Raw genomic sequence first — 12,485 nt, 5'->3', positions numbered from 1 at the left:
ATACGAACCTGCGCCTTTGCGGTGATCGTGTCAACGGTTACTATCGCCGCATGACCGAACTCGTGCTCGACGATTTCCTGCCCTATCGCCTCTCGATCACCTCCAATCTGGTGAGCGATGCGATCGCGCGCGCCTATGACGTGCTGTTCCGGCTTTCGATCACCGAGTGGCGGCTCGTGGCGGTGGTCGCGGAGACGGGCGGGATCACCCAGGGCGACATCGGCCAGCGCACCCGGATGGACAAGGTGACGGTCAGCCGCGCCGCGATCGCGCTGGTCGAGCGCGGGCTGCTCGCGCGCGAGGCGAACCCCAGCGATCGCCGGTCGCACCGGCTGGTGCTGACCGACGCCGGGCGCACGCTCTACGCCGCGATCGCGCCCAAGGCGATCGAGCTGGAGCGGCGCATCTTCGCCAGCTTCAGCCCCGACGAGCTGGCGGGCTTCACCGCGATGCTCCACCGGATCGAGGCGGTGACGCTCGCGCTGGAGCCGCCCGTCCACCCGCGCTAGGAGCCGGCGAAAGGAGAGCGTGATGGCCGGTTTGTGGTTCGAGGAATTCGCGGTCGGGCAGCGCTTCGTGCACGAGATCCGCCGCACCGTGACGGAGGGCGACAACATGCTGTTCTCCGCGATGACGTATAATCCGGCGCCGATCCATATCGATCACGCCTATGCCGCGACCACCGAGTTCGGCCGGCCGCTCGTCAATTCGCTCTTCACGCTGGGGCTGGTGATCGGGCTGAGCGTCCAAGATACGACCTTCGGCACGACCGTCGCCAATCTGGGGATGCGCGAGACGGTCTTTCCCCATCCCGTGTTCGCGGGCGACACGATCCGCGTGGAAACCATGGTGGCGGCGCTGCGCGAATCGTCGTCGCGGCCGGGCCAGGGGATCGTCACCTTCGTCCATACCGGGCTGAACCAGCAGGACGCGGTGGTGTGCCGCACCGAGCGCGCCGCGCTGATGATGGCCAGGCCCGCTCAGGCGGCGGGATAGACCGACCGGCGCCAGCCCGACCGGTCGAACCGCGTCCACCGATCCTCGGGCAGCGCGAGCCGGTCCGCCACCGCGAACCAGACGGCGGGGTTGAACGGCAGGCCGACATGGCTGCCGCGCACGCGGATATTGTCGGTGGTGGCGGAGACCGGCTCGACGCAGTTGCGCCACGCCACGATCCCGTCGCCATGGCTGTAGATCGCGGTGGAGGGCACGGGCGGCGGCGTGCGGCTTTCGGCCAGCATCGCGGCGACGAAGACGTCGTCGATCCGGTCGCCCGACACGCGTTCGTAGAGCCGCGCGATCGAGCTGGCATAGGGGTTGCCGGTGAAGGGCGATCCCAGGGTCACGATCTGCCGCACCGCATCGGGTACCGCGCGCGCGAGCTGGCGCGCCATCACGCCGCCCAGACTCCAGCCGACCAGGCTCACCGGCCGCCCGGTCGCCGCGCGCAGCGCCTCCAGCCGTTCGAGCAGCCGTTCCGATTCGAGGCCGATCGAACGCCGACCGAAATTGCGGCCGAGCTCCCAGCCGCGCGCGTCATGGCCGAGCGCACGCAGATAGCGGCGGAGCGCCGCGGTCGCATTGTCGTTCGCGACGAACCCCGGCAGCACGAGTACGCCGTGGCCGTCGCCCCGCGGCGCGAGCGCCAGCCAGGGCGCCGCCATCGGCAGCGCGGCCATCTCGGCCAAGGCGCGCGGTCCTTCCGCCAGCGTGAGCCAGCGCGGCGGGGGTCCGATGGCGACGGGAGCGTGGAGCAGCGAAACGATATCCGGTGTAAAGCCAGGGCCGGCGGACGGCGGGCGACCATAACGGAAACGGTCGATCTGCGAAACCGCTCCCGAACCGCCCGCCGTTCGCCGCCGTGCCGCGCGACCCTGCGGCCTCACAGATCCTTGGTCAGCCCCACGAAGAAGCCGCGTCGCGCGCCATATTGCGGGGCGCCCACGCCGACGCCCGATCCGTCGCGGATCTCGTAGACGTGATCGCCGACATTGGCGACGTCGAACCGGATTGCGATCCCCGGCCGATCGAGCCGATAGCTGGTCGACAGGTTCACCACCGCATAGCCCGGCAGCGACCGGCCATTGGGCACGTCGCCATCGGCGCGCAGCCCCGAACCGTAGAGTGCGTCCGCGCCAAAGCGCAGCCCACGCAGCGCCCCGCCCTGGACCTTGTACGAAAAGCCGCCCGACGCGGTGTAGGTCTGGTCGTGATCGAGATAGATATAATGGTTGCGGATATAGTCGAGATCGTCCTGCGAGAAGCTGAACTGGCTCGACACGATGTCCTTGCCCTGGGCCTTGGCATAGGCGAAATTGGCATAGGCGAGCAGCCCGTGCGCGGTGTAGCTCGCATTGGCCTCGACGCCGTGGATCCGGCCGCGATTATAGTTGAACGGCGTCAGCACGATCGGCGCGCCGAACTGGCCCTCGTCGATCAGATAGTGCGAATAGCGCAGATAACCGTCGACACCGAACGAGAAGGCGCCTCCCAGCTTCTGCTGGAAGCCGAGATCGATATAATGCTGGCGCTCGGCGAACGGCGTGGTGTCGGTCAGCGAATTGGCCTGCGCGCTGGTGCCCTGGAAGCTGGCGACCGACGTCGTCGCGACCAGCTCGAACGGGGGCGGCGAGAAATAACGCGCATAGCCCAGATGCACCGTCGTCCCCGCCTGGCTGTAGACCAGATTGGCGCGCGGGCTGAACTGCTGCTCGCAGCGATAGCCGCAATAATGGTCGAACCGGCCGCCGAAATTGAACGTCAGCACGGGCAGGATCTTCAATTCGTCCTGAAGATAGACGCTTTCCGTCCACGAGGTCTGGCCGCCATCGTCGGCGAGCGCGAAGGGCTGGCCGGCCTGCGTGCCGTCATTGGCCACCGGGAACACCAAGGTGCTGGTGCGGCTGCTGCCGCGATCGCGGGTGACGACCGCGCCGCCGCGTACCGTGTTCGTGTCGTTCAGCTTATAGGCCGCATCCACCTGGCCGCCGATCGCGAAATCGGTCTTGTACGCCTGCTGCGCCTGGCCGTTGAACAGCAGTTCGCCCAGATCGTCGGGGCGGTAGCGCAGCGAGGAATAGCGCGCGAAGGCGGAGAGCTGATAGGTCAGCCGCTCGTGATCGTGGAGCAGCGCAATCTGGCCGAACGCAGTCTTCTCGATCTGGCGCTCGTTCAGCGAGTCGCTCGGATAGTCGCGGGTGCCGCCCACCGCGTAGGGCGGCGTGGTGGAGCCGGCAAAACCATCGTTCAGCGCCGTCAGCCCGCGCGGGTTCGGGATCTGGAAATATTGGTTCGAATAGCCGCCCACGAAGGAGATCCGGTGGCTGTCGTCGATCGTGTGGTCGATATAGGTGAAGGCCTGGAACTGGTCGGTCTGGTCGTGCAGCGGGGTGCGGCTGTCGTCCACGCCTTCGATGCCGCGGTCGCTGTGGCGATAATCGCCCGAGACGAAGAAATTGGTGTTGCCGCTATGGCCGCCATATTCGACGCTCGGCTGGATCGTGCCGTTCGATCCGCCATAAATCGACGCCGATCCGCCATCGGCGAACAGCCCGCTCTTCGTCGTGATGTCGATGATCCCCGCGGTGCGCAGGCCATATTGCGCCGGCAGCGCGCCGGTCAGCAGGTTGAACCGGTCGATGATCCGCGGGCTCAGCGTCTGGCCGAACACCGCGATGCCCTCGGGCAGGATCGTACCGTTGATTCGATATTGCAGATTGTTGTGATCGTCGCGCACGTGGAACTGGCCGAAGCCGTCCTGCACGACGCCGGGCAATTGCAGGATGATCTGGTTGAAGGGCTGGTTGTCGCCCCCGGGCAGCGCCTGGATCGTGTCGTTGGTGATCGTGTAGCTCGTGGCGCCCAGCGACGGCTGGATCGCGGCGCGCGCCTCGTCCAGCCGGCGTGCGGTGACGACGATGTCCGACGGCGCGTTCGGCGCGGCCCGGCCGGCCGTTCCATCGACGCGCCCCTGCCCCGATACCGCGCCGGTCTGCGCGGTCGCCGGGTCCGCGGTGGTGCTGACCTGGGCCGAAGCCGCGGCGGCGGACATGGCGAGCAGGCTTGCCGTCATGAAGAGGATCGGGCGCATGGCAACTCCTGTCGATGGAAGCCATGCCGTTAGATGCGATATTGTATCATCACCAGCGCGAACGCATCGTCGCCATCGGATTGGATCGGGCTGTCGCAACAATGTCACATCGTATGACGGAATCGACATGCGTGCCCGGCAGCCCGGCGCGGGCGATGCCCGATCCCGCTCTCGCCGGGCCGGCACATCGGTCCATCAAAGTTATAGTGCCGTCACACTAGTTTCATCCGGTTGTCATGATCGCTGCCTACCGAGCCGGAGCGCGAGCGAAACCGCCGTGCAGACCCGGGGGGACCAATCATGACCATTCGCGCTTCGGCGATCTCGATCGCCGCACTCACACTCGCGCTCGCCGCGCAGGCGCACGCCGATCCGATCGCCGCGCCCGCACGGGCCGCCGCCGCCGATCCGCAGACCGCCGTCTCGACCTTGGTCGCCGAACCGACCGCCGAGGATCAGGGCCTTGGCGACATCGTCGTCACCGCCACCAAGCGCGAGACGAACCTGCAAAAGACGCCGATCGCGATCGCGGTGCTGAGCAGCCAGGCGCTGGCGGACCGGCACGTCCAGAGCCTCTACGACCTCGCCGACGGCGCGGTGCCGTCGCTGCGCGTCGCGACGTTCGAGGCGCGCCAGACCGCGCTCACCGTCGGCATCCGCGGCATCGTGCCGCTCGACGCCAACCAGCCCGCGCGCGAACAGGGCGTCGGCATCTATATCGACGGCGTCTATCTCGGCCGTCAGCACGGCCTGAACGCCGCCCTGTTCGACGTCGACCGCATCGAGGTGTTGAAGGGCCCGCAGGGCACGTTGTTCGGCCGCAACACCGAAGGCGGCGCGCTCAGCATCGTGACCAAGGCGCCGTCGGGCGTGTTCGACCTGCGCGCGACCGGCGGGATCAGCAATTACGGCGGCTATAACGGCGATCTGCACATCGATCTGCCGGAAAAGAACAATATCAGCATCAAGGTGGACGGCGTCGTTCAATATCAGGGCCCGACCACGAAGAACCCGCTCGCGGGGCAGACCGGCTGGAATTACTTCGATCGCCGCGGCGGCCGCGTCGCGGTGCGCTGGAAGCCGATCGACCATTTCACCGCCGATTTCGCGTTCGACGCGGGTTATGACGCGAACAGCGCCTTCTACAGCCAGCTCCTGAACTACAACCCCAATGGCTGCGCCGCCGGCGCCGCTGCGGCCACCCCCAATTGCGTGCTGCCCGGCACGTCGCCCACCGCCTTCACCGGCACCGTCAAGACGCTGTCGCCGCTGATCCAGGTGAACGGCACGTCGCGCATGGACGTTGCCGATATCGGCGTTCCGCAGCAGCCGAGCGTCGACAAGACCCGCGGCGTTTCGCTTCATCTGAGCTATCAGGCGGCGCCCTGGATCGAATTCCGCTCGATCACCGCCTATCGCACCGTCAGCTCGGTCCAGTACGACAACAGCGGCGGCGCGCATCGTCCGCCGGTCGTCGCCGCCAACTGCACGGGCACGGGCTGCAACTTCAGCCGCTACAGCCTGGCCGATCTCTACCAGCATCAGTTCAGCCAGGAATTCCAGGCGGTCGGCAGCGTGCCGCAGTTCGATTATGCCGCGGGCCTCTATTATTTCCAGGAACGCGCCAGCGACGATGCCGCGACGCCCAATTCCAACGCGTTCGATGCCACGCGCACGCTCGTCACCGTGCTCGATCCGTGCCGCGGCTCGGCCGGCTTCGGATCGCAGCCCGGCTGTCGCTCGATCGACCGCGCCAGCACCGCCGGCTCGCGCAGCTATGCCGCCTTCGGCCAGGGCACCTATACGCCCGGCGTGCTCGACGATGCGCTGCACGTGACGGTCGGCGGCCGCTTCACGCATGACGACAAGAACGGCAGCCTCTACATCGTCAACAACATCGCCCGCCCCTACACCTATGCGGAAAAGACCAGCCGTTTCGATCCGCTGGCGATCGTCGCGTTCGACGCCGCGCCGGGGATCAATCTCTACGGCAAATATTCGACCGGTTACCGCGCCGGCGGCGCCAGCTCGCGGTCGGTGACGTACCGCCAGTTCGGCCCGGAAACGGTGAAGGCCTATGAGATCGGCGCGAAGACCGAATTTCTCGATCATCACGTCCGCCTGAACCTTGCGGGCTACATCATGGACCGCAAGGGCAGCCAGGTCGATTTCAGTTCGGTGTCGTTCGATGCGATCACCGGATCGAACCGCAACACGATCGAGACGATCAATGCCCCCGGCATCACCAAGATCCGCGGCGTCGAGGCCGATCTGACCGTCAACCCGGTCGAGGGCCTGACGCTGACCGGCTCCTATGCCTATACCTACACGAAGATCCCGCCGGTGCTGAACCCGTTCACCGGCTATGTGCAGAACGTCTATATCGTGTTCACCCCGCGCAACGCGGCCAGCGCGGCGCTCGACTATACGCGGCCGTTCGACGGCTTCGACCTGAAGCTGCACCTGGATGCGAATTACAGCCAGTCGACCCAGGCGTTCGACCAGTTCGCGACGCACAACGACGCATCGACGCTGGTGAACGGGCGCCTGTCCATCGCCAATTTCGATCTCGGCCGCGCAGGCGCCAAGCTGACCGTGTCGCTCTGGACGCGCAACATCTTCGACGAGCAGCACGTCTATCGCCGCGACCCGTCGAACAGCCTGGGCGCCCTGCCCGCCGCCGGCACCACGACCAGCAGCGTGAACAACATCCTCGGCGATTACGGCAATTTCAATGCGCCGCGCACCTTCGGCCTCGAGGCGACGGTGAAGATGTAAAAAGGTTGGGAGCGGACGGCGCACAGGCGTCGTCCGCCACCCCATCCGGCGCGGATGTCACACGCCCGCAACCAATCGATCATACATCGTATATTATATTTGACATTTCATGTCCCAGGTGCTGCTTTGTCCGACAGAAAATGGGCATAAGCCAAAGGGGGACTGAATGAACAATGCGATCGCCATGCGTGCGCGTACGACCACCGCCATCGGTGCCGCCGTCGCTGCGCTGCTCTCGTCCGCGGCCTATGCGCAGGACACGCCGCCGACGCTGCCCGTCGACCAGACCCAGGCGACCGCGCCCGCCGACGACGTGGTGGTGACCGGCACGCGCATCCGCCGCCCCGATCTCGCCAGCAACAGCCCGCTGACCGCAGTGAGCGCCGCCGAGATCAAACTGCAGGGCGCGACCACCGTCGAAAGCGTGCTGAACCGGCTGCCGCAGTTCACCGCCGATGCGAACGAAAACGTCTCGAACGGTTCGGACGGCACCGCCAACGTCAATCTGCGCAATCTCGGCTCCAACCGCGTGCTGACGCTCATCAACGGCCAGCGCATGCTGCCGCAGCAGGCTGTGGACATCAACTTCGTGCCTTCGGCACTGATCGAGCGGATCGACGTCGTCACCGGGGGCGCCTCGGCGGTCTATGGCTCCGACGCCTTGTCGGGCGTGGTCAACTTCGTGCTTCGCGACAATCTCGATGGCCTGCGCCTCGACGTTCAGAACAGCATCGACGATCACACCAACGGCAACAGCTACATCCGCAACATCATCTCGCAGCGCGGGTTCGCCAATGCGGCCAGCCACACGGTCGACGGCGGCAAGCTCGACGTGAACATCGCAGGCGGGAAGAATTTCGCCGATGGCCGCGGCAACATCACCGCCTATGCCGGCTACCGGCATTTCAATCCGATCCTCCAGTCCGATCGCGACGTGTCGGCCTGCGCGCTCCAGAATGCCGACGATGCGGCAACCAACCTGTCCTGCGGCGGTTCGAGCAACACGCCTTACGGTACGTTCAACCTGCGCACCGGGCCGAACGCCGGCACCCGCGTGACGAACACGATGGACGGGACGAAGACATGGGTGCCCTACAACGCCAGCCAGTTCGCGTATAACTACTCGCCGACCAACTATTTCCAGCGTTCCGACCAGCGCATCACCGCCGGCGCCTTCGCCAAGTTCCAGATCGCGCCCATCGCCGAGGCTTATGGAAGCTTCATGTACATGCGCGATCACAGCTTCTCGCAGGTCGCACCGTCCGCGCTGTTTCTCGGCACGCAATTCCAGATCGGGTGCAACAACCCGCTGCTGAGTGCGAGCCAGGCGACCACGCTGTGCGGCGCCAACGCGGGCACGGCGACGCAGTCGACCGTCGAGATCGGTTACCGGCTTTCGGGCAACGGGATCCCGCCGCGCCGCGATTATCTGCGCCACAACGACTTCCGTTACACCGCCGGCGTCCGCGGCGATCTGGGCAGCGGCTTTTCCTACGACGTCAGCTATCTCTATTCGCTCGTCCGCTACGACGAAACCTATCTCAACAACGTCGACAATGTGAAGGCGCAGAAGGCGCTGAACGTCGTCAATGTGAACGGCGTGCCTACCTGCCAATCGGTGGTGGACGGCAGCGATCCGGCATGCGTGCCCGCCAACGTATTCCAATATGGCGGATTGTCGGCGGCAGCGGCGCAATATCTGTTCTCGCCGAGCAACACGATGGGGCGCAATTCGCAGCAGGTGATCGCCGGGACGCTCAGCGGGGATCTGGGCAAGCTCGGGATCACCAGCCCCTGGGCCACGCAGGGCCTGGGCATCGCGATCGGCGCCGAGCGACGCCGCGAGACGCTGCTGTTCACCGGTGATGCGATCGCGATCCAGAACGGCACCACCAACGCCGATGGCATCATCGCCGCGACCGAGGGTTACGGCGAACTCGAGGTGCCGATCGTTCAGGACAAGCCGTTCTTCAAGGCGCTGACGATCAACGGCGGCGTACGCTATTCGACCTATGACAACCGGCAGAACTCGACGGGCCTCCATTCCTCGTACGACGCCTTCACCTACAAGGGCGAGCTGAGCTGGCAGCCGGTCAGCGATATCCGGCTCCGCGCCAGCTACAACCGCGCCTTCCGCGCGCCGCAGGTCGGCGAATTGTTCGGATCGCAGAGCGTCGGCAACGTCTCGGCGCAGGATCCGTGCGCGGGCAATAGCGCCAAGCGGCCCTCGCTGGCCGCGTGTCAGGCGAGCGGCGTGACCGCAGCGCAGTATAACGCCGGATCGATCTTCGATTGCCCGGCCGATACGTGCAGCGCGCTTTACGGGGGCAACATCAACGTGAAGCCCGAAAAGGCCGACACCTACACGGCCGGCATCGTGCTCACGCCGCGGATGGTCCGCAACTTCACCCTCACGGTGGATTATTTCAACATCAAGGTGAACGGCTATATCAGCTCGGTGCCGGCCGATCTCATCATCAGCCAGTGCCTGACAGGAGGCGTCGCCTATTATTGCAGCCTGTTCCACCGCGATCCGCAGAACGGCCAGCTCTACGGCGCGAACGGCTATGTCGTTTCCACGACGTTCAACACCGGCTACCTCCAGACATCGGGCATCGACGTCAACGCCGACTATACGGTGGGGATCGGCAATCTGGGCAAGGTGAACCTCAACATGGTCGGCACCTGGCTCGCCAGTTCGGTGTCAGAACCGCTGCCGGGCCAGGGTTCCTATGACTGCAAGGGGCTTTACGGCTTCAGCTGCGGCCAGCCGAACCCGATCTGGCGTCACGTCGCCCGTGCGACATGGCTGGCGCCCAATGGCATCACCGCATCGCTGTCGTGGCGGCACTTCGGTGCGGCGGGGCTGTCGAGCCTGTCGTCGCAGGCCCAGCTCAACGACGGTTCGCAGAACACGATCAACGCCCGAATCCCGACCTATGATTATTTCGATCTGGCGGGGACGATCGCGGTGGGCAAGCGGCTGTCGCTGCATGCGGGCATGAACAACATGCTCGACAAGGATCCTCCCGCGATCGCGGCCGGCTCGCTCGCATCGTTCGGCAACGGCAACACCTATCCGGGCGTGTACGACGTCGTCGGCCGGTATCTGTTCATCGGCGGAACGCTGAGCTTCTGATGCGGCACGGGATCGGGCGCCGCGGTCTGTTGAAGGGCGCGGCGCTGGCATCCTGTGGCGCTGCGCTCGGCAGCGGCGAAGGGGCGGCGGGGGCGACGGTGCCTCGCGCCGCCCCATCGCCCCGGACGATCGTGCCGCTCGATCGCGGATGGCGCTTCCATCTCGGCCATGCCTGCGATCCGGCGCAGGATTTCGGCTTCGGCGCCAGCCACGACACCTATGGCAAATCGGGCGATGTCGGCACGCCCGCGGCCACGATCGGCTTCGACGATGCCGGCTGGCAGGCGGTGGACCTGCCGCACGACTGGGCGGTCGATCTGCCCTTCGCCCGCTCGGGAGCCCCCGGCAGCGACGCGGACAAGGCCGGTGCCGCGCAGGGGTATAAGCCGCTCGGCCGGCTCTGGCCCGCCACCAGCGTCGGCTGGTATCGCCGGCCGATCGCGATCGAGGCGGCCGATGCCGGGCGGCGGCTGTCGCTCGAATTCGACGGCGTCTCGCGCGATTGCCTGGTGATGCTGAACGGCTTCGTCGTGGGATCGAACGAGAGCGGCTATGCGCCGTTCCGCATCGACATCACCGATTTCGCCAAGCCCGGCGAACCCAATATCCTCGTCCTGCGCTGCGACATGAGCCTGGGCGAGGCCTGGTCGTACGAGGGCGCCGGTCTCTACCGTCATGTCCGCCTTGTGAAGACCGCGCCCACGCATGTCCGCCAATGGGGTGCGGCGGTGCGCACCACGGTGACGCCCGCCGGCGCGCAGATCCGCATCGCGACCGAGATCGACAATGACGGTCCGGCCGCGACGGCGGCGCTCCGCTCGATCCTGCTCGGCCCCGATGGCGTGGAACGGGCGCGGTGCGTCGATCCGGTGGCGCTGCCCGCCTGGGGTGCGGCGACCGTCGCACAGACCACGCTTCTCGCGGAGCCCGCTTTGTGGTCGCTCGAAACGCCGCATTGCCACCGGCTCGTCAGCGAGATCCTGATCGGCGGCCGCGTGGTCGACCGCGACGAGACGGTGTTCGGCATCCGCACGATCGTCTTCGATCCCGATCGCGGGCTGTTCCTCAACGGCGTCCACACCGTCGTCAAGGGAACGTGCAACCATCAGGATCATGCCGGCGTCGGCTTCGCGGTGCCCGACAGCCTGCACGTCTGGCGGCTGGAGCGATTGAAGGCGATGGGATCGAACGCCTATCGTTCGACGCATCATCCGCCCGCCCCCGCCATTCTCGACGCCTGCGACCGGATGGGCATCCTCGTCCTCGACGAGACCCGGCAGATGTCGAGCGATGCGGAGGGAATGAGTCAGCTGGAACGCATGGTGCGGCGCGACCGCAACCATCCATGCGTGTTCCTGTGGAGCATCGGCAACGAGGAGATTCACCGCGGCACGCCCACCGGCGCGCGCATCGCCACCACGATGAAGCGCCGGGTGAACACACTCGACGGCACACGGCTGGTGACCGAAGCGATGAACGGACAGTTCGGCAAGGGTGCAAGCGACGTGCTCGATGTCGTCGGCTTCAACTATTATCTGGGCGAGATCGACGCCTTCCACGCGTCGCACCCCCGCCAGCCGACGATCGGCACCGAGACCGCCAGCACGGTGATGACGCGCGGCGCCTATGCGCGCGACGATGCGGCGCAGCTCGTTCCCGCCTATGACGCCGAATTCCCGCGCTGGGCGAGCACCGCCGAACGCTGGTGGACCTTCTATGCCGAACGGCCGTTCATCGCCGGCGGGTTCGTCTGGACCGGCTTCGATTACAAGGGCGAGCCGACGCCGTTCGACCGCTGGCCGAGCAACGCATCCAATTTCGGCCAGCTGGACAGCTGCGGCTTTCCCAAGGACGATTACTGGTATTACCGCGCCTGGTGGGGCGACGCGCCGGTGCTTCACCTCTTCCCGCACTGGAACTGGGCGGGGCGCGAGGGCAAACCCGTATCGGTGTGGGTGCACAGCAACCTGGAGGCGGTCGAGCTGCTGGTGAACGGCGTCAGCGTCGGCCGCAAGCCGGTGGTGCGCAACCGCCATCTCGAATGGTCCGTCCCCTATGCGCCCGGCGCGATCGAGGCCCGCGGCTTCCAGGACGGCCGCCATGTGACAACCGCGCGCCGCGAGACGACCGGGCCGGCGCATGCGGTGGCGGTGTCGAGCGACCGGCGCGTGCTCGCGCCCGGCGACGTCGCCGTGGTGCGCACCGCGATCGTCGATGCACAGGGCCGCGAAGTTCCGACCGCATCGAACCGGGTCCGCTTCGCGCTATCGGGCGACGCGCGGCTGCTGGGCGTCGGCAATGGCGATCCGCGCAGCCTCGAACCCGATCATGCGACCGCACGATCCGCGTTCAACGGGCTGTGCATGGCGCTCGTCCAGGCGGGCGACCATGGCGGTACGATCCGGCTGGTGGCACAAGCCGACGGGCTGGTGCCGGCGATGCTGCCGCTGGCGACACGAACCTGACGAACCGACCCAT

6 protein-coding genes and 1 pseudogene are annotated in these 12,485 nt (G+C 66.5%); 5 read left to right on the top strand and 2 right to left on the bottom strand.

The window, feature by feature from the left end:
• The first annotated feature begins 50 nt into the window (after nt 1-50).
• Both L8H00_RS10045 and L8H00_RS10040 read left to right on the top strand, forming a co-directional pair.
• Nucleotides 51-509 carry a MarR family transcriptional regulator gene (locus tag L8H00_RS10045; RefSeq protein WP_242097168.1) on the top strand — a complete coding sequence of 153 codons (459 nt, stop codon included), beginning with the start codon at nt 51-53 and terminating at the stop codon, nt 507-509.
• A gap of 16 nt (nt 510-525) precedes the next feature.
• Nucleotides 526-996, top strand: a pseudogene (locus L8H00_RS10040) (MaoC family dehydratase); the annotation flags it as partial.
• Here L8H00_RS10040 and L8H00_RS10035 read toward each other — a convergent pair.
• On the bottom strand, nt 981-1,679 hold the full coding sequence (locus L8H00_RS10035; protein WP_242097269.1) for an alpha/beta fold hydrolase: 699 nt from the start codon (nt 1,677-1,679) through the stop codon (nt 981-983). The pseudogene L8H00_RS10040 and the gene L8H00_RS10035 sit on opposite strands and share 16 nt — an antisense overlap.
• Nucleotides 1,680-1,882: 203 nt before the next feature.
• Nucleotides 1,883-4,090, bottom strand: a complete 2,208-nt coding sequence (locus L8H00_RS10030) for a TonB-dependent receptor (RefSeq protein WP_242097166.1) — start codon at nt 4,088-4,090, stop codon at nt 1,883-1,885.
• Between the two features lie 300 nt (nt 4,091-4,390).
• Between L8H00_RS10030 and L8H00_RS10025 the strand changes: the two genes are divergently transcribed.
• The 3 genes from L8H00_RS10025 (at nt 4,391) to galA (ending at nt 12,472) form a co-directional block, all read left to right on the top strand.
• Nucleotides 4,391-6,868: a TonB-dependent receptor gene (locus L8H00_RS10025; protein ID WP_242097165.1), complete on the top strand. Its 2,478-nt coding sequence runs from the start codon at nt 4,391-4,393 to the stop codon at nt 6,866-6,868.
• Nucleotides 6,869-7,034: 166 nt separating this feature from the next.
• The gene (locus L8H00_RS10020) at nt 7,035-10,007 is read left to right on the top strand and encodes a TonB-dependent receptor (protein ID WP_242097164.1); all 2,973 of its coding nucleotides are present in this window, start codon (nt 7,035-7,037) and stop codon (nt 10,005-10,007) included.
• Nucleotides 10,007-12,472 (top strand): beta-galactosidase GalA, encoded by a 2,466-nt coding sequence (galA, locus tag L8H00_RS10015; RefSeq protein ID WP_242097163.1) that lies wholly within the window; start codon nt 10,007-10,009, stop codon nt 12,470-12,472. The genes L8H00_RS10020 and galA overlap by 1 nt, the downstream gene beginning before the upstream one ends.
• Nucleotides 12,473-12,485: the final 13 nt, after the last annotated feature.

The organism is Sphingomonas sp. CROZ-RG-20F-R02-07 (genome assembly GCF_022662335.1).
Classification (GTDB): domain Bacteria; phylum Pseudomonadota; class Alphaproteobacteria; order Sphingomonadales; family Sphingomonadaceae; genus Sphingomonas.
The sequence above is the reverse complement of the archived record's forward strand: the minus strand, read 5'-3'. Positions and strand labels throughout refer to the sequence as shown.